Origin of the sequence: Campylobacter sp. US55, assembly GCF_004378955.1 — a bacterium.
GTDB lineage: Bacteria > Campylobacterota > Campylobacteria > Campylobacterales > Campylobacteraceae > Campylobacter_D > Campylobacter_D jejuni.
This window is the reverse complement of the sequence record NZ_RYYF01000004.1, coordinates 124,783-143,133: the sequence shown is the minus strand read 5'-3', so window position 1 is coordinate 143,133 and position 18,351 is coordinate 124,783. Positions and strand designations below refer to the sequence as shown.

At 29.4% G+C, this 18,351-nt stretch carries 14 protein-coding genes; 2 read left to right on the top strand and 12 right to left on the bottom strand.

Annotated elements, in window-relative coordinates:
* The first annotated feature begins 217 nt into the window (after positions 1 to 217).
* A complete protein-coding gene (carB, locus tag ELQ07_RS04235; RefSeq protein WP_134224784.1) occupies positions 218 to 3,487 on the top strand; it encodes a carbamoyl-phosphate synthase large subunit in 3,270 nt (1,089 codons plus the stop codon).
* Entirely contained in the window at positions 3,484 to 3,906 is a 423-nt protein-coding gene (locus tag ELQ07_RS04230) for a hypothetical protein (protein WP_002851686.1), read from the top strand. Before carB ends, ELQ07_RS04230 begins: the two co-directional genes overlap by 4 nt.
* Here ELQ07_RS04230 and ELQ07_RS04225 read toward each other — a convergent pair whose 3' ends face one another.
* From ELQ07_RS04225 to ELQ07_RS04170, 12 genes are read right to left on the bottom strand one after another with little or no spacing between them, the layout of a single operon-like run.
* Positions 3,907 to 4,884, bottom strand: a complete 978-nt coding sequence (locus ELQ07_RS04225) for a transaldolase (RefSeq protein WP_002921692.1) — start codon at positions 4,882 to 4,884, stop codon at positions 3,907 to 3,909.
* The gene (gene serB / locus ELQ07_RS04220) at positions 4,884 to 5,507 is read right to left on the bottom strand and encodes a phosphoserine phosphatase SerB (RefSeq protein ID WP_134224783.1); all 624 of its coding nucleotides are present in this window, start codon (positions 5,505 to 5,507) and stop codon (positions 4,884 to 4,886) included. Before serB ends, ELQ07_RS04225 begins: the two co-directional genes overlap by 1 nt.
* Complete coding sequence (locus ELQ07_RS04215) at positions 5,507 to 6,028, bottom strand: chemotaxis protein CheW (protein ID WP_002826355.1); 522 nt, start codon at positions 6,026 to 6,028, stop codon at positions 5,507 to 5,509. Before ELQ07_RS04215 ends, serB begins: the two co-directional genes overlap by 1 nt.
* 4 nt (positions 6,029 to 6,032) lie before the next feature.
* Positions 6,033 to 8,342, bottom strand: a complete 2,310-nt coding sequence (locus ELQ07_RS04210) for a chemotaxis protein CheW (protein WP_057096018.1) — start codon at positions 8,340 to 8,342, stop codon at positions 6,033 to 6,035.
* Positions 8,343 to 8,345: 3 nt separating this feature from the next.
* A complete protein-coding gene (locus ELQ07_RS04205; RefSeq protein ID WP_088303868.1) occupies positions 8,346 to 9,302 on the bottom strand; it encodes a chemotaxis protein in 957 nt (318 codons plus the stop codon).
* Positions 9,295 to 10,053: a UDP-2,3-diacylglucosamine diphosphatase gene (locus ELQ07_RS04200; protein ID WP_323469217.1), complete on the bottom strand. Its 759-nt coding sequence runs from the start codon at positions 10,051 to 10,053 to the stop codon at positions 9,295 to 9,297. The genes ELQ07_RS04205 and ELQ07_RS04200 overlap by 8 nt, the downstream gene beginning before the upstream one ends.
* A gap of 9 nt (positions 10,054 to 10,062) precedes the next feature.
* Positions 10,063 to 10,548, bottom strand: a complete 486-nt coding sequence (gene greA, locus ELQ07_RS04195) for a transcription elongation factor GreA (protein ID WP_002851733.1) — start codon at positions 10,546 to 10,548, stop codon at positions 10,063 to 10,065.
* Positions 10,549 to 10,559: 11 nt separating this feature from the next.
* Entirely contained in the window at positions 10,560 to 11,654 is a 1,095-nt protein-coding gene (gene lpxB / locus ELQ07_RS04190) for a lipid-A-disaccharide synthase (RefSeq protein ID WP_134224782.1), read from the bottom strand.
* Positions 11,655 to 11,662: 8 nt separating this feature from the next.
* Positions 11,663 to 12,232 (bottom strand): hypothetical protein, encoded by a 570-nt coding sequence (locus tag ELQ07_RS04185; protein ID WP_053872392.1) that lies wholly within the window; start codon positions 12,230 to 12,232, stop codon positions 11,663 to 11,665.
* A gap of 1 nt (position 12,233) precedes the next feature.
* Positions 12,234 to 13,622 carry an AAA family ATPase gene (locus ELQ07_RS04180; protein WP_134224781.1) on the bottom strand — a complete coding sequence of 463 codons (1,389 nt, stop codon included), beginning with the start codon at positions 13,620 to 13,622 and terminating at the stop codon, positions 12,234 to 12,236.
* Positions 13,623 to 13,631: 9 nt separating this feature from the next.
* The gene (locus ELQ07_RS04175; protein WP_134224780.1) at positions 13,632 to 15,473 is read right to left on the bottom strand and encodes a site-specific DNA-methyltransferase; all 1,842 of its coding nucleotides are present in this window, start codon (positions 15,471 to 15,473) and stop codon (positions 13,632 to 13,634) included.
* Complete coding sequence (locus tag ELQ07_RS04170) at positions 15,466 to 18,330, bottom strand: DEAD/DEAH box helicase family protein (protein ID WP_134224779.1); 2,865 nt, start codon at positions 18,328 to 18,330, stop codon at positions 15,466 to 15,468. Before ELQ07_RS04170 ends, ELQ07_RS04175 begins: the two co-directional genes overlap by 8 nt.
* Between the last annotated feature and the right edge of the window lie 21 nt (positions 18,331 to 18,351).

Genomic DNA, 18,351 nt, shown 5'->3' with positions numbered 1-18,351 from the left:
TTATTATAACTTTGTTTAATGCTAAAAATTTTGTTAAATTATCAAATAAATTTTTATAATCGAATGAGAATTTTATAAAAAATCTTAAATTTCTTTATGTATTATTTCCTAGATTAAAAGCAGAGTGTTTATTTTTTAAAATTATATCGATAATTTCAAAGTTTATAAAACTAATTTTTGTTATAATCAGCCCAAATTTATGCTCTTAGGAAAATTTATGCCAAAACGAACAGATATTAAAAGTATTTTACTTATAGGAAGTGGTCCTATTGTGATAGGACAAGCTTGTGAATTTGATTATTCTGGAACTCAAGCCGCAAAGACTTTAAAAGAATTAGGATATCGTGTAGTATTAATTAACTCAAATCCTGCAACCATCATGACAGATCCCGAATTTGCAGATGCGACTTATATAGAACCCATAACAAAAGAAAGTATTTTAAGTATTATTAAAAAAGAAAAAATTGATGCAATTTTACCAACCATGGGTGGACAAGTAGCGTTAAATGTTGCTATGGAAGTTTATGAAAGTGGACTTTTAGGAGATGTGAAATTTTTAGGTGCAAACCCTGAGGCGATTAAAAAAGGTGAAGATCGTCAGGTCTTTAAAGAATGTATGAAAAAAATCGGCATGGATTTACCAAAATCGATGTATGCGTATAATTATGATGAAGCTTTAAAAGCTGTAGATGAAATTGGCTTTCCTTTGATGATCCGTGCTTCTTATACTTTAGGAGGTGCTGGAAGTGGTGTGGTTTATAATATGGACGAATTTAAAGAACTTGCCAATACTGCTTTAGCTTTATCGCCTATCCATGAAATTTTGATTGAAGAAAGTTTGTTGGGTTGGAAAGAATATGAAATGGAAGTTATACGCGATAGAGCGGATAATTGTATCATAGTTTGTAGTATAGAAAATATCGATCCTATGGGAGTTCATACAGGAGATAGTATTACAATAGCTCCAGCATTAACTTTGACGGATAAAGAATATCAAGTTATGCGTAATGCTTCTTTTGCTATTTTGCGTGAAATTGGCGTAGATACAGGCGGAAGTAATGTGCAGTTTGCTATCAACCCAAAAAATGGAAGAATGATAGTTATAGAAATGAATCCAAGAGTTTCAAGATCAAGTGCTTTAGCTTCTAAGGCAACGGGCTATCCTATAGCAAAGGTTGCGACACTTTTGGCAGTAGGCTTTAGTTTAGATGAGATTAAAAACGATATTACAGGAACTCCTGCATCTTTCGAGCCTGTGATTGATTATATCGTAACAAAAATTCCTCGCTTTACTTTTGAAAAATTTCCAGGAGCAAACACAACTTTAGGTACAGCTATGAAAAGTGTGGGTGAGGTAATGGCTATAGGACGCACTTTTAAAGAAAGTATACAAAAAGCACTTTGTTCTCTTGAGCGTTCTTTGAGTGGTTTTGATAGAGTAAAATTTGAAGATAGAAATGATCTTGTTTTTAAAATTCGCAATGCCAATGAAAAGCGTTTGCTTTATGTTGCTCAAGCTTTTAGGGAAGGTTTTAGCGTAGAAGAACTTTATGAGCTTTGTAAAATAGATCCTTGGTTTTTAACACAGATTAAAGAAATTGTAGATTTTGAAGAGCAAATTGATATGGATATTTTAAACAATAAAGCTCTTTTGAGAAAAGCAAAAATTATGGGCTTTTCAGATAAAATGATAGCCTTGCTTGTAAATTTGAAAGATAATTTAGAATTAAGCCAAAATGATATTTATTATGCGAGAATGAAGCAAAAAATCATCGCAGAATTTAGTGAAGTGGATACTTGTGCGGGTGAATTTGAAGCCTTAACTCCTTATCTTTATTCAAGTATTAATGTAAGCGAACTCACTCAAAGTAAAAACGATGCTAAGGATAAAAAAGAAAAAAAAGTGATGATTATAGGCGGGGGGCCAAACCGCATAGGACAAGGTATAGAATTTGACTATGCTTGCGTACATGCTTCTTTTGCGCTTAAAGATATGGGTATTAAAACTATTATGTATAATTGCAATCCTGAAACCGTTTCGACTGACTACGATACAAGCGATATTTTGTATTTCGAGCCTATTGATTTTGAACATTTAAGAGCGGTGATTGAGCGTGAAAAACCTGATGGAGTGATTGTGCATTTTGGTGGACAAACTCCTTTGAAATTTGCTAAGCGTTTGAGTGCTTTTGGAGCTAAAATTATAGGTACTAGTGCAAGAGTAATTGATATGGCAGAAGATAGAAAGAAATTTGCCGAATTTATTACAAAATTAGGCATCAATCAGCCAAAAAATTCCACTGCAATAAGCGTGGAAGAAGCAGTGCTTAAGGCTAGTGATATAGGATATCCTGTGCTTGTAAGACCAAGTTATGTTTTAGGTGGGCGTGCGATGCGTGTGGTAAATGATGAGGCTGAACTTAGACTCTATATGCAAGAAGCTGTGGATGTAAGCGATAAAAGTCCTGTTTTGATCGATCAGTTTTTAGACAATGCTACAGAAATTGATGTTGATGCGATTTGTGATGGCAAAGATGTTTATATGGCAGGAATTATGGAGCATATAGAAGAAGCAGGAATTCATTCAGGTGATAGTGCTTGTTCTTTACCACCTTGTAATATCGATGAAAAAATGCAAGAATTTATTGCACAAAAAACAGCAGATATTGCTTTAAATTTAGGAGTTGTAGGGCTTTTAAATATACAATTTGCTTTACATAATAATGAGCTTTATATGATAGAAGTAAATCCTAGAGCTAGTCGTACTGTGCCTTTTGTTAGTAAAGCTACGGGTATTCCTTTAGCAAAAGTGGCAACGCGTGTGATGTGGCAAGGAAATTTAAAAGAAGCTTTAAAATTTTATGATACTTTCAAAGTGGTTAATTTTGATACTAAAATTTTACGCCCTAAAACTCCAAAATATATGAGCGTAAAAGAAGCAGTATTTCCATTTGCAAAACTTAGCGGAAGTGATTTAGAATTAGGCCCTGAAATGCGTTCAACGGGTGAAGTTATGGGTATAAGCAAGGATTTTGCAAATTCTTACGCAAAAAGTCAAATCGCATCGTTTAATCATCTTCCAGAGCAAGGCGTGGTATTTATCTCCTTAAAAGATAAGGATAAAAAATATACCAAAAAAATCGCCGCAGAATATGTAAAGCTTGGCTTTAAGCTTATGGCAACTGGGGGGACTTGCAAGGAAATTTTAGAAAGTGGTTTTGAGTGTGAGCTTGTGCATAAAATTTCAGAAGGACGCCCCAATGTTGAAGATAAATTGAAAAATGGAGAAATTCACTTAGTTATCAATACAAGTGATAATCACAGTTTTAAAGGTGATACGAAAAAAATTCGTGAAAATATTATTCGTTTTAAAATACCTTATTTTACAAATTTACGATCAGCTTTAGCAGGTGCAAAATCGATTAAAGCTATACAGAGTAAATCTTGCCTAGATGTAAAGAGTTTGCAAGAGTGGCTTAAATATTGATTTATTTAGCTCAAACAGATACTACGGTAGGATTTTTAAGTAAAAATTTAGAAGAGATTAATGCTTTAAAAGGTAGAGATAAAAATCAACCTTGCTTAATCACTTCTGCGAAATTTTGCGAGTTAAAAAGTTTAGCAAGAATTCCAAAATCTTTTAAAAATTTAGTACGTCGTTCTAAAAAAACAACTTTTATTTATCCAAATAATCAGGCCATTCGTATTGTGAAAGAGTGTAAACATGCGAATTTTTTAAGTAAAAATGGCTATTTTTATTCATCTTCGGCAAACAAGCATGGAAAAGAATTTGATGAAGAATGGGCTAGAAGTGTTGCTGATATAATACTTGATGAGAAATTTTTCGAAAATATCCCATCAAAAATATTAAAACTTTCAAAGAATAAAATGATAAAAATACGTTAATTAAAGAGCTTTTAAAATATCTTCAAAAGCAATACAAAATTGCTCTATGCCATCGCTTAACAAATCATTGCAAGCTTTTTCTCGTTCACTTTGAGAAATGATTTGATTAAGTTCTGTATAAATTTCAAAATTCATTAAAGGTTTTTTAAAATCCATTTTTCCTTTAAATGCCTCTATTGCATCAAGAGGAGCAGTATTAACAGAATTCTCAAAAAGAAGTTCTTTGATATAATAGTCTTTTGGCAGATCATCTCCTTTAACTCCAGTGCTTGCAAACAAGGCGCGAATATTAGGTTCATTTTTTGAGTAGATATTGTTATAAGCTAAATTTGCATTTAAAATTCCAATACGATTTTGCTCTTTGGCTTTAGGATTTAAAAGTCTATCAAAACGACTTACAAAAATACTTATAACAGCTTGTGGTGTTCTAGTATTTTGTTCTTTTAAGGCTATATTGTTTTTTCTAAATTCGACTAAACCTGCATTTAAAGCTTCAAAACATTTTTGACTTTGTTCAAGAGAAAAAATTAAGGTAGCATTGACGCTAATACCATTTTTCATAAGTTCATACATTACTTCATAAGAAGCTTTTGTAGCTGGAATTTTAATCATTACATTTTCTTTGCTAATAGCACTATAAAGTCTTTTAGCTTCGCCTAAACTAAGAGTCGTGTTATCATGAAGTCTTGGATCTATTTCAATACTTATAAATCCATCGTTTTTTTGATAAAAAAGAGGAGCTAATTTATCAGCTGCTTTTTGAATATCAGAAATTGCTAATTCTTCATAAATATCTTTTGTTTTTTTTCCTTTTAATTTAAGAATTTTATCTTTATAAATTGGAGAATTTAAAATAGCATTTTTAAAAATAGCAGGATTTGAAGTAGCACCATTAATTCCATGTGATAATAAATTTAAAAATTCATTATCTAAAAAACTATTTTCTATAAAATCACACCAAAGAGAAAAATTTTTCATTATATTACCTTTATTATTTCTTTTAAGTCTTTTATATCTATGCAAATATCAGCTTTGGAACGTAAAATTTCTTTAGCACAAAATGCAATCTTTAATCCACTTTCGTTAAACATTGCCAAATCATTTGCCCCATCGCCAACACACATCACTTCATCTGTTTTCAAATTTAAAAAGCTTTTTAATCGTTGTAGCATTAAGCCTTTTGAATTTGAAAACATCATTTCCCCACCAACTAGCCCTGTTAAAATGTCATTTTTATGATGCAGATAATTTGCAAAACCAAGGTTAATTCCAAGTTTTTGCATAGCAGGATCTATGCCTTCATGAAAACCACCGCTAAAAATAACAATTTGTATATTTTTAGATTTTAAATATTGGATAAGTTCATGTGCTCCATGCATTAGTGGAAGTGTGCTACCTAATTCTAAAACTTTTTTATAAGACATACCTTTTAAAAGGCTTACTCGTTTTTGAAGACTTTCGAAAAAATCAAGCTCTCCAGTCATGGCATGGCGGGTAATTTCGCTTGTTTGATTACCCTTGCCATGCACTGTAGCTAAAATATCGATGGTTTCACCATCCATTAAAGTAGCGTCAAAGTCAAAAACACAAAGTTTAATCATTAAAATTCGCGCTTAAGTAAAGCTTCTACTTTGAGTATAGTTAAGATATTTTCATCTCTTTTTCCTATACCATAAATCATACCTTTGTCTTTAACTAAAGTTTCAGGTGGTGGATCGATTCTGTTTCTGTGAATTTTAATTGCTTCAGTTAATCTATCTATAACAAAACCAGCATTTCCTCCAACTCCAGTTCCATTTGTCTCACCTCTTAAAACAATATATCTTGTTTGAGGTGTCATTTTAGAACTTCCTAAATGAAAGCGTTGAGCTAGATCAATGAGTGGCATAACATTACCACGCATATTAAAAACCCCTAGAACATAATCAGGTACACTAGGAACTCTAGTATATTCTATAGGTTTAATGATTTCTTGTATATTAAGAATTGGAATCGCATATTCCTCATCTCCAACTACAAAGCCGACAAGTTGGATGATATCATCTTCTCTTTGATCGACATCAGGACCAGCCATCTGAGTTTGCTGTTTTTGCAAAATTTGCTCTAATTTTTCATTACTCATATTCTTATCCTAGTTTCAAATTTTTTCTAACCACATTTTCCAAGTATTCTGGAGAATAAGGTTTAGTGATATATTCAGTCATACCCACTTCAACACCTCTTAAGCGATCAGTTTTACTTGTTCTTGAAGTAACTGCAATGAGTGGTAAGTTACGATATTTAGAATACTTTCTAATTTCACCAGCTAAGGTGTATCCATCCATTCTTGGCATTTCGATATCTATAAGCATTGCATCAATATCATGTTCGCCAGATTTTATAATATTCAATGCTTCAACACCATTTGTTGCTTCAATTAAACTAACTCCTAGCGGTTCTAAAGCTTTTTGCATTAAAGTTCTATCCATTTTAGAATCATCTACAATTAAGACTTTATAGTCACTTGGTTGTTCTTTAGGTTTTTTCGCACTTGATTCTAATTGCGCTTTAATATCAACTTTAATTTCTTTGGCCATATCCATCATAGCACCTACATCGATGATTAATGTCACTCTACCATCACCACGGATTGTAGCTCCTGCTATACCTTGGATATTTTGTAAATAATCACCCATAGATTTAATAACTATTTCTTCTTGTCCTACAAGAGTATCTACTATAATACCAAGCTTGCTTTCTGCTACCCCTATAACAACGACATAAGTTTGATCACCGCTTTCAAGGACTTGTTTAACTCCAAATACATCTGAAAGTCTCACAAGGGAAAGCACTTCATCTCTTAAGCGTAATACATTTTTACCTTCGATAGTATAGATATCATCAATTGGCACTCTAACTGTTTCAAGAACGCTTGCAAGTGGAATTGCATAGAATTCCTCTTGAGTTCCTACAAGTAAAGATTGAATGATTGCCAAGGTAAGAGGAATTTTAAGTTTAAATGAACTTCCTTTACCTAACTCACTATCAATTTCAATTACCCCATTTAGTTTTTCGATGTTGGTTTTAACAACATCCATTCCTACGCCACGACCTGAAACATTTGTTACTTTAGCCGCAGTTGAAAAACCAGGTTTGAAAATCAAAGCAAAAGCTTCTTTGTCTGTCATTTGATCTGCTTCTCTTTCGGTAATCAAATTTTTCTCTATAGCTTTTGCTTTTAAGCCATTTGGATCAAGTCCTTTACCATCATCTGTAATTTCTACAACGATGTGATTGCCCTCATTATAAGCTTTAAGTTGGACTATACCTTTTTCAGGTTTTCCATTCGCTGCACGAGTTGCTGGATCCTCAACACCATGGTCACATGAATTTCTAATCATATGCATGATAGGATCGCCAATTTCCTCTACAATAGATTTATCAAGTTCAGTTTCTTCACCTGTAATTTCAAGTTCTATTTGCTTTCCTAATTCACGACTCAAATCACGAACAACTCTTGGGAATTTATTGAAAACTTTTGCTATAGGTTGCATTCTTGTTTTCATTACAGCAAGCTGAACATCAGTTGTAATAATACTTAATTGACTTACAACCTGATTAAGTTCTTCAAGGAATTTTTCTCCTTCATAACGCTCTTCAACATCATCGTAAATTTTAAGCAAACGGTTTTTACCTAAAACAAGCTCCCCAATTAGATTCATTAAGTGATCTAATCTTTTTACCTCCACGCGTATGGTTTGATCCATACTGCTAGCATTACTACCTGAAGCAGGAACTTTTTTCTCTCCACTTTCCGCAGGTTTATTTGCTGTATTGTTAGTCGGTTTAGGTGCCGCATTTGTTGTTTGTTTCTTTTGTGCGCGACGAGCTTGATCTTCAGCTTTTCTAACTTTTAAAAGTCTTTCTATTTCAGCTTCAACTTCAGAATCACTTAATTGATTAACATCTACTTCAGGTTCAGGAGTAGTTGTTTCTTGTTTTGGTGCTTCTGGTTCTGCTTGTGGAGTAGATTTTTCATTTGAATCTGTTGCCGCAACAGGAGACTCTCCTTCTGAAATAGCTGTTAATCTTGCGCAAATTGGTTCTATATCCATACCAATAGCAGTATCGTTGCCATTATCACGAATGGAATTAAGCAAAGTTTTCATTCTATCAATAGACTCTAAAACTACATCCATGATATCTGGAGTTATTTTTAACTCGCCATGTCTTGCTTTGTTTAAAACATCTTCCATGTGGTGAGTTAACTTTGTTAAAACATCAAAATTTAAGAAACTTGATGATCCTTTAACCGTATGTGCAACACGGAAAATTCTATTTAATAATTCTAAATCTTCTGGATTTGATTCAAGCTCTACTAAATCATGGTCGATTTGCTCAACAAGCTCAAAAGCTTCAACCAAAAAGTCTTCAAGTATTTCTTGCATATCTTCCATATTTTACCCCTGTTCTTGAGATTGATGTTTTTTAATAACCTTTGCAATTTCATTGAAGAAATCGCTAGCGTTAAATTTGACAAGATAGCCTTCTCCACCAGCTTCTTGAACACCTTTCTCATTCATAAATTCATTTGATAAAGACGAGTTAAAGACTATAGGAATATCTTTAAATCTTGGATCTTCTTTAATGCGTGCAGCAAAGTGGAAACCATCCATTTGCGGCATTTCGACATCACTTACTATAATTTTTAAAGTATCATTTAAACTTTCACCATAAACTTGGCTTAATTCTTCTAATTTGTTTATGCCCTCTACGCCGTCCTTAGCTTCAACAACTTGAAAGCCCATCTGTTGCATCATTTCTTTGATGCGTTTTCTAGCGGTCATGCTGTCATCAAGTATAAGTGCTGTTCCAGTAAATTTTTCTATTTTTCCAAAATCTATATCTGTTTTTGGAGCGTAAATTCCTAAATCTTCAACAACACTTTCAAGATCTAAAATTAGCAACACTTCATCATTTTCAATGCGTGTTACACCTGTGATTTTACCTTTATCTAAAGCACCTGATCCTGTAGAAAAAGTTGCTGGTTCTATATCTTTCCAGTTTATTCTACGAATTCTTTTTGCTTCGTGAACTATAAAACCAATAAGAATATTGCTAAATTCAGTAATAATAACTCTAGGTTTTAGCATAGTGCTTTCTGGCTCAGTGATTTGCATCCATTTGGCAAGATTGACTACAGGTATAACCACGCCACGAAGATCAAAGATACCTTCGATGTAATCAGGTACACCTGGAAGTTCTGTAAGGCTTGGGATTTTTATAATCTCCCTTACCTTAGAAACATTTACACCATAAATTCCTTCATAGACTTTATCGTGTCCTTGCTTAAAGATACGGAAATCGACAAGCTCCATTTCATTTGAACCCGTTTTCACGATATTTTCATCAAACATTTTGACCCCTCAATTTCTGTTCTCGAAATTTGATTTCTTGCTGATATTCTACTACAAAAAAACTTCTCTCATATGCAAAACTAGCTAAGTTAAGATATTTAATGTTTTCTTTGTTGATTTGATGATTTTGATGATAGTGTCCTTCACATACCCAAAATCCTAAATTTTCATATCTTTCATATCTTTTTTTCGCTAAATTTTCAAAATCTTTTATTTGATAAAAAAGGTTTTTTTTGTTTTGATTTTGAAGAATTTTATTTGAAATAAAATTACAAGTAATAATATTTAAAAAATTCAAAAATATAAGCAAATAATGATTTCTTAATGTTTTAAGAGTAAATTGTAAAAGAGGTGGTAAAAAAATATCTCCGTGAGCTAATTTTATAAAAGCATTATTTAAAACAAGATTATTACCTTTACTTGTATGCAAATTAAGCTTTATGGGCTGCTCTTGTAAGTTAAAAATTTTTACCCTTTTAAAAAAACAAGAAAGATTAAAATCATGATTGCCTTCTAAGTAGATAATTTCAATTTTTAAGGCCAATTCTTCTAAAAGTTCTATGTAAGGTTTAGCAAATTCATGTGTAGCAGAGATTTCGCCTATAAGCAAATCGAAAATATCGCCCATAAGTATGAGTTGAGGGGTGGAAATTTTACCTTTCTTTAAGGCTTGTAAAAATTCCCAAAATCCCTTTCTTTGTTCATTTTCATGAGCATCCGCGATTAAAATCGCTCCATTTTGTAGTAAAATTTTTTATCCTTAAAATTTCAAAGGCTCATAATTTATAGAAAGGATTTCAAATTCACTCTCACCTTTTGGCAAACGCACTTTAAAATCATCTCCTTCTTTTTTCCCAAGCATAGCTTTCGCTATTGGAGATGCGATGGAAATATAACCCTTATCTAAATCTCCTTCGCAAATTCCTACTAAAGTATATTTACTTTCTTTTTCTGTATCCAAATCCATGATCACAACACTTGAACCAAATTTCACACTATCATGTTCATAGCTTGAAGGATCGATCACTTGAGCTCTTGCTAGCAAGTCACTAAGCTCTGCAATACGACTTTCTATCAAAGCTTGTTTTTCTCTTGCAGCATGGTATTCCGCATTTTCTTTCAAATCCCCATGACTCCTTGCTGTATCGATTTCTATTACAACGGCAGGGCGTTGATTGTCTTTTAAATCTTTTAATTCTGCGGCTAACTTATCATAGCCAAATTGACTCATTGGTTCTTTTTGCATGATTTATCCTTTTATATTTCGCTTAGGATTTTTGCTAAATTTTTAGCACTTCCAAATTGTAAATATTCTTTTAAAAAATCAACTTTAGCAAAAAATGCCTTATAATCATATTTATTATAAGCTTCATATAAATTTAAAACATTGACTTTATCTTGTAAAAATTCAGGATTTAAAGCTTCTTTTTTAGCAAAATCACAAAAAATATTTGCAAGTCCTATGTGTTTTAATTTTACAAAAAGTTTTGCGATAAAAATATCAATAGCCTTTGCTTTGTAAGTAAGAACAAAAGGAGTTCCCACTAAAGCTGCTTCTAAAGTAGCCGTTCCACTACAAATAAAGGCAAAATCAGCTTTTTTAAGCACTTTTGGAGTGTTACTTTCTATTTTAAATTCACTAATATCACCATAAATTTCTAATTTTTCAAGATTAAATGGGGGAACACAAAGAATTTTTTCACCCTTAAATTTTTGAGAAAGTTCTTTAAAAATAGGCATCAAACGCCTAATTTCACTACGCCTTGAACCTGGTAAAAAGGCTATAGTTTTTTCATCATCTTTTTTTGAAAGTGTATGATTAATATCTTCTTGATTTTTAAATTCTTTTATCTCATCTAAGAGTGGATGGCCTACATAAGTGCTTTTGTTAAAAAACTGATTATCAAAGGGTAAAATAGAAGCTAAAATATCAAAATGACTTTCTATGATAGGTATGCGACCTTTTTTCCACGCCCAAACTTGAGGTAAAATATAATAAATGCGTGGAATTTTACTACCTGCTTTTTTTAAAGCCTTGGCAAAAGGTATGTTAAAAGCGGGCGAATCTATGCATAAAATCCCATCTATTTTTTGAGTAAAACTTAAATTTACAAGTTTTTTTATAGCTTTTTTTGCTTTAAAAATCAAAGGCAAAACTTCTATAAAACCCATAGCACTAAACTCATGTGAGCTATAAAGTGGCTTAGAATTTAAATCAAATTCTTTGCACAAACTTTCATCATAAATCCCATGAAGTTCAAATTCACCAAAATCTTTTTTATAAGCTTTTAAAACTTCTTTTAAATGTAAATTTGCTGAAGGCTCTAAGGCGCAAACTAAAAAGGTTTTCATTTAAATTCCTAAATAAAATTATAAGGATTTACATTAAAATGTTTTTCAGATAAACAACAATCTTGTATTACTATTTCTTTATATTTTCTTTTATTATCTTTTCCGATAGTTTTTTTTAAATTAACGTTATTTATTCTAGGATATAACATAAAATATTTACTTTCAATTAGAGCTTTAGTAAAGCAATCTATATCTACTTTATGTGCAAAGCTATAGCATTTAAAAAGATATTCAAGCCATAATTTAGAATATAATATTTGACATCTTGCTTTTTCTAAGTCAGTATTGCTACTTTTTATTTCACAAAAACTAATTTTTACCTTATTATTTTTAGAATAAACTATTATAAAATCACAAGATAAATTAGTTTTGTGCAACCAATCTTCTTCATTGGAATAATTAAGCAAAGTATGTTGGCTTTTATAGTGATTTTCTTGTCTAATTACTATAAAATCTTCATTGTTTTTAGTAAAATTTACACCTAGAATTTTAGTTCTTCCATCATTTCTTTCTTTAATATTTTCACAAAGTAAATTTTGATTTATGCTTTCTTTAAATGTTTTAAGACTATTATCCATTTTAATCTTCCATAAACATACTAGCCATTTTTTCATCTATATTTATAGTTTGTTCGATAATATCATTAAATGTTTCCATATCTATGCCATTTTCACTGCTTATATCTACTTTTTTTAATGTATTTTTTTTGCTTTTTTTGTCATAAAACGCAATATAAGCATTTACATCTTTTTTTGATAATTTATAACTATCATCATATTCTTTAAAATTTTCTTTTATCTTTTCATTTGCAAAATTGTTTAAAATAATACAATTATTTAACTCTCTAACTATATAATCGCTATGAGTAGTAATAAAAATTTTAATACCTGCATTTGCCAAAAGAACAAGAAGCCTTGCTAATAAAATTTGATTTTTAGGATGAAGATTAAGCTCTGGTTCATCTATCATCAAAATATCACCTTTTTGAGCTTCATGTAAAATATAAAAATATAACATCAATAAAGATCTAGCAGAACTTGAAGCTACTTCTATATTAAAATATTTCTTACTACCTTTTGGTTGATATAAAATGCCGTACTCTGTAGCTTTATATTTTCCACCTACTATCTTTCCCAATAAATCTAAAATATTTTTATATTTATCTTTATTTTTTTTAAACATACTTTCGAATTTTGATTTTTGCGGTATATCTCTTATAAAATCTATATTATCTCTTACAGGTTTTGGATAAAGTTTCTTTTTCTCTTCTATTTTTTTATGAAATTCAAACAAATCTATATCTTCTTCTTTTAACATTTTTTGCATAGCTTCTAATTTTGCTAATTTAATAAAATCCAAATCTCCTTGAAAAATAGAAGCACCAGTTCTTTCAACACTTAAAATAAAATTTTTTATTAAAATATAATTTAATAAATTATCAAAAAATATTTCTAAATACTCTCTAAATTCAAGTTTATTTAAATTAGAAAAACCTATACCATCATCATAAATTATATGTTTAGCTTTTGCTTTATTGTTTAAGTTTAAATTTTCTAAATACTGCTTTATAGCTTGTTTAACACTTTCTAAAGAAATTTGTATATCTACATTAAATTCTGCATTTACAAAATCTTCATTTTTACCTGCTAAAACTTTAACAAGTATGCGATGAGAATATAATTTTGTTTTAATTTTTATATGATGTTCTAATTTGTTTTTAATATCTACATAAGTTAATTTTATCTCTTGTGTATCTTTTATATCATTATTTAAATTTTCATCATCAAAAAGCCTTCTTTTTCTTATAAAAAAACTTTCTCTAACAATTCTCATAAAATCCAAATAACCATACAAACTATAAGTAGCATAAGTTTTTCCGGTATTGTTTTCACCGCAAATTAAAGTAATATTTCCTACTTCAAATTCTGCCTCATCGAGCATTCCAACATTTTTTAACTTTACTTTCATAATCTTTCCTTAATACACCACTTTTAAACGTTCTTTTAAAAAGCTTTCTAGGTTTAAATAATCTTCTAAATTTATATCATCATATCCATTAATATACACATTTTCATTTTGTGTTTTTCTTAAAAATTCTAAAACTTCATCATCGCAATTTACTATATAAAAACAATCTTCGCACTCATAAAGTTTATCTTTTAAAATCATTTTTAAGTCTTTGTCTAAAGTCTTACCATCTAGTAAGGCTAAATTCAAAGCTTTTTCATAAGGGGTTAAATGTTCGTGATATTTTAAATTTAAAGCATTTAAATCATCTTTTGTTAGTTCAGGTTTTTCTACAAGAGAAAATACTTTAAAGCCTAAATCTAAATTTTTATCCCTATTTTCTTTTAAAATTTTCTCACCCGCTCTTTTAACTCTTTCAATGGTTATATCGCTAATAACTGGGTTTTCGCTTCCTAGTTTATTTTTACAAAAATTATAAGCCACTTTGCTTTTATTCTCATCGATTTTTTCATCAAGTTGCACTAGAATAAATTTACGATTTCCATTATCTTCTGCGTTGAGTTCCATTACCGCTTGTGCTGTCGTGCCACTACCTGCAAAGAAGTCTAGGATAATATCATTTTGATTTGTATTTGCAAAAAATATTTCCTTTATTAATGTGGTTGGTTTTGGATTTTCAAAAACCAATTTGCCATTAAATATGCTTTCTATTTCTTCATTTCCATCTGAAGTCCAATGTCCACTAAATATGGAATACATTTTTGATAAATTATCATCTTGATAAGAGCAAATGAGATGAAATTTTGTATCTTTATATTGTTGTAAAAAATACTCGCCGCTGTCAATTTTTGATTTTATATCATTATATTTTTTCTCACTAATCATATTTTCTTTTAAAAAAATATCTAATTCTTCAAACATTAAATTTCTGTGATCGATAGTGTCTTTTGGATATAAATTTAAAATTTTTTTAATGGATTCATTATTGGTATATTTACCGTGGACTTTTCTTATCAAATCATTGTTAATTTCTGGTTTTTCTTTAAATTTAAAAAGTCCATTTAAATTTGTTTTATCTTTTGTATATATAAGCATATACTCATGTCCTTCGTAAAAATATTTTGCCTGTCCTCCACCTGATTTTTTTTGCCAAATAAAACATGAAATAAAATTCTCTTCCCCAAAAATCTCATCACAAAGAATCTTTAAATTTGCTTGTTCGTTATCATCAATGCTTATAAATATCACTCCATCTTCTCTTAGCAAATCTCTAGCAAGTTTAAGGCGTGGTAGCATAAAGCCAAGCCATGCACTATGACTTCTATCGCCCCTAGTATTGATGAAAAAATTTAAAATTTCACTTCTGATTTCTTCACCTTCTTCTGTGATTTCTAAAAGTCCAACTTCTATTAAAAGTTTTTTATGCTCTTTTACAAAATCATCATTATAAATAAATTTATCATTTTTAGTATTGTAAGGCGGATCGATATAAATCATTTTTATTTTTTCATAGTAAGCGGATTTTAAAAGTTTTAAGGCATGAAGATTATCCCCTTTTATGATAGCATTTTTAGTAGTTTCAAAGTTTTTGCTTAAACTCTTATGAAATTTTAATTCTTTAGTATTTGGAGTATCGTAAAGAGCATTTGCTAAAGCTTTGCCTGTGAAACTTAACTCATAACCTCTAATTTCTTTATTATTTAAGCCTAAAAGCATAGCAATAGCCTTTAAATCGACTTGTCCATCTTTTATGGTTTGTGGGAAATTTAGCTTTAAATACTCTAAAAGTTCATTTTTATTTTCTTTTGTATTGATTAAATTTTCTTTTTTGATTTTATTTATATCAAGCATTATTTTCCTTTAAAACTTCATTGATACAATGAATTAATTTTTGTTTATTTATCCTTGTGTTAAAAATAATTTTTATATTTTCATTTTTTAAATTCTCATCTAATTTTTGAAAAAACACTCTAGCATAATCTATCTTTTTTCTTTCATTTAATGCGATATCACTTTCTTTATCATAGCCTTTACTTTCGCATACAAAAAAGATTTTTTTACCCTTTTGATCTTCTAAAAAATAAGCAAAATCAGGTTCATAGTTTTTATAAGGTGTAGGGATGCTAAGTTTTGGTAATTTGGCAAAAACTTTTATCGTTTTAGTTTCGATAATTTCATGATTTTCTTTGATGATTTCTTTTTCTATATTAGAATCATAAATCACACTTTCATAAAGATAATTTTTAGCCGGTTCTTCATCATCTTTGTAACGCCCTAATTTTTGCATAGCGATACTTTCTTTAAATTCACCATTTTCTATCAAATTTTCATAAGAATTTGAAAAAGCATGAAGAGAAAATTCATAATTTATAGAGTGTAATAAACTATGATGAATTTTATCTTTGATGATGTTTTTTAGGCTATTAAAAGCTTTTTTTGGAGAGTTTTCAAATTTAGTTTTATCAAGTTTTTCATAAATTTTTAGCAAAAATACTAAAGGAAATTTTTCATCTTTACTGAAATTTAAAAGCAAATTTTGTATTTCTTGGTAAAGGCTTTTTTTATAATCAATTTCTTCCAAGGTTTTAATTTCTTCAGTGATGATAGAATTTTGCTTAGCGTCAAAAAGTTTTCTTTCATAATACACGCGTTCTTTTTCTATATTTAAAGCATTAAAAGCTAGTATAACTTCATCTATAATACTTTGTTCGTTTATGTTTTGATAAATTATTTGTGCTTTTTTATTAATTTTTTCCCAAAGCTCTTTAAAATCTTTGGCTAAATGCGTTCTTATTTTGACCTTATTATCTTGATTTTTAGCATTGATGATTTGCTCATGAGTGTTGTTTGAATTTTCTTTAAATATATTTAAGAATTTATCAAATTTATCGCCTAAAAGTTCTTTAAACTCTTCATTATCCTTTATACTTTCATATATAGGAGATAAGATTTTATAATTACTTTGTTCTTCATTGTAAGAAATTAATTTTGATTTTTTTAAAAGATAAATTAAATCACTAGCTAAATCTACATTTAATAAATTCTCAAGAAAGTTTTTTTCTAGTGTTTGACTATCAAATCTAAAACTAGAATCTAAAACTTCTTTTTGCAAATTTTCTATATAATCAACTTCTCTTGCACTCACTAAAATATCAAGATAATTAATATCATAAAATTGATTGTCATCAAAATCTAAATAATTATGCGTAATTCTCTTGCCTTTATTATTAACACAAAGTCTTAAACCACGCCCCACTTGTTGATGAATGCTAATTTGAGAAGAAGAATTTGAAAGTTTGGTTAAAGTAAAAATATTTGGATTATCCCAGCCTTCTTGCAAAGCCCAAACGCTGAAAATAAAACGCAAAGAAGTATCAAAAGAAAGTAATTTTTCTTTTTCTTCTAAAATAAGCTTTACTCCATTAGCTTCTTTTTCATCAGGACTTCCTTTATCACCACTAAAATAGCCTTGATGAACTCTTAAATTTCCTGCTTCATCAAAGTCTTTTTCTAAATATTCTTTATATCGAACATCTAAATTTAGCTTTAAAATTTCATTGCGTTTTTCTTTGTAAAGTTCTTCAAAAGTATTTTTAATAAAAGGACTTTCGCCCCTAAAATCTGTGATGTTCGGGATAAAAAACAAACTTAAAGCTTTGATACCTTTTTTAAAAAGTTTTTCTTCCTTTTCAAAATGCAAGTCAATCGCTTTTTTTAAAAGTTCTTTAATTTCATCATTGTTTAAAACATAACTTTCTTTTTTCTCGATAATAGTTTCATCATTAAAATAAGCTTTATTATCCTTTACTTGCGTTAAAATGGCATTATTTAAAAGAGAAAAACTATCTTGTAACTTTATTGTTTCTTCTCTTTCTATGCCATTTAAAGTATAGGTAAAAATTGCTTTTTTATTTTTATACTCTTTAAGAAAAATATTGTTTGTATTTACTCCTAAAGTATGTACTTTGACTTGTTTTACAAGATATTCTTTAAAAGCAGATATAGAATCAAGACAATAGATCATATTGCTAAGTTCATAATCTTTTTCTTTTGGAAAAGTCGCCCCAAAGCGAAAATAAAGTGAATTTATTTTTGAAAAATATTCATTAAAAGCCTTTCCTTTAAGTAAATGAGGCTCATCAATAATACTAATAGGTTTTAAATCTATGATATTTTCAAAAACGCTTTTGAATTCAGATAAACTTTTAAATAAACTTTCATTTTGTTGATTAAGCAAATTGGTTTTTTTATCAATAGCACTATTGGTTAAAACCAATACCGAAAGCTCATCTTTATTGTTAATGTAGTGATTAATAATAGCACTCTGACTCTTACCATCTGAGTAGTAATAGGCTTTTAAATATTTTTGATATTCTGAATAAAAATAAATTTTTGTGAGTTCTATATTTTGTTTTACGCTTTCTAAAATTGCTTTTCTTGGAACAAAAATAATGAATTTATTTTGCTTAAATTGCCTATGAAGTTCAAATATCAAATTTAAATAAGTAAAAGTCTTACCTGTGCCCGTTTCCATTAAAATATCTAAATTTAATTTATCACTTATATTTTGCACTGGTAAAAAGGTGTTTTTATAAAATTCTTTCAAACATTCTTTTAAATTATCCTGTCTTTTAAAATCAAAATTCTTTAAAAGTGTGATAATATTATCTATGCACTTAACTTGATACTCTTGTTTTTCAAAAATCATTCACATTTTCCGATAAAATAT

Coding starts and splice junctions, on each gene's coding strand:
- ELQ07_RS04210 (WP_057096018.1), bottom strand. CDS start 8,342: ATGGAAGATATGCAAGAAATACTTGAAGACTTTTTGGTTGAAGCTTTT.
- ELQ07_RS04185 (WP_053872392.1), bottom strand. CDS start 12,232: ATGGATAATAGTCTTAAAACATTTAAAGAAAGCATAAATCAAAATTTA.
- ELQ07_RS04205 (WP_088303868.1), bottom strand. CDS start 9,302: ATGTTTGATGAAAATATCGTGAAAACGGGTTCAAATGAAATGGAGCTT.
- greA (WP_002851733.1), bottom strand. CDS start 10,548: ATGCAAAAAGAACCAATGAGTCAATTTGGCTATGATAAGTTAGCCGCA.
- serB (WP_134224783.1), bottom strand. CDS start 5,507: ATGATTAAACTTTGTGTTTTTGACTTTGACGCTACTTTAATGGATGGT.
- carB (WP_134224784.1), top strand. CDS start 218: ATGCCAAAACGAACAGATATTAAAAGTATTTTACTTATAGGAAGTGGT.
- lpxB (WP_134224782.1), bottom strand. CDS start 11,654: ATGAAAACCTTTTTAGTTTGCGCCTTAGAGCCTTCAGCAAATTTACAT.
- ELQ07_RS04180 (WP_134224781.1), bottom strand. CDS start 13,622: ATGAAAGTAAAGTTAAAAAATGTTGGAATGCTCGATGAGGCAGAATTT.
- ELQ07_RS04170 (WP_134224779.1), bottom strand. CDS start 18,330: ATGATTTTTGAAAAACAAGAGTATCAAGTTAAGTGCATAGATAATATT.
- ELQ07_RS04225 (WP_002921692.1), bottom strand. CDS start 4,884: ATGAAAAATTTTTCTCTTTGGTGTGATTTTATAGAAAATAGTTTTTTA.
- ELQ07_RS04175 (WP_134224780.1), bottom strand. CDS start 15,473: ATGCTTGATATAAATAAAATCAAAAAAGAAAATTTAATCAATACAAAA.
- ELQ07_RS04215 (WP_002826355.1), bottom strand. CDS start 6,028: ATGAGTAATGAAAAATTAGAGCAAATTTTGCAAAAACAGCAAACTCAG.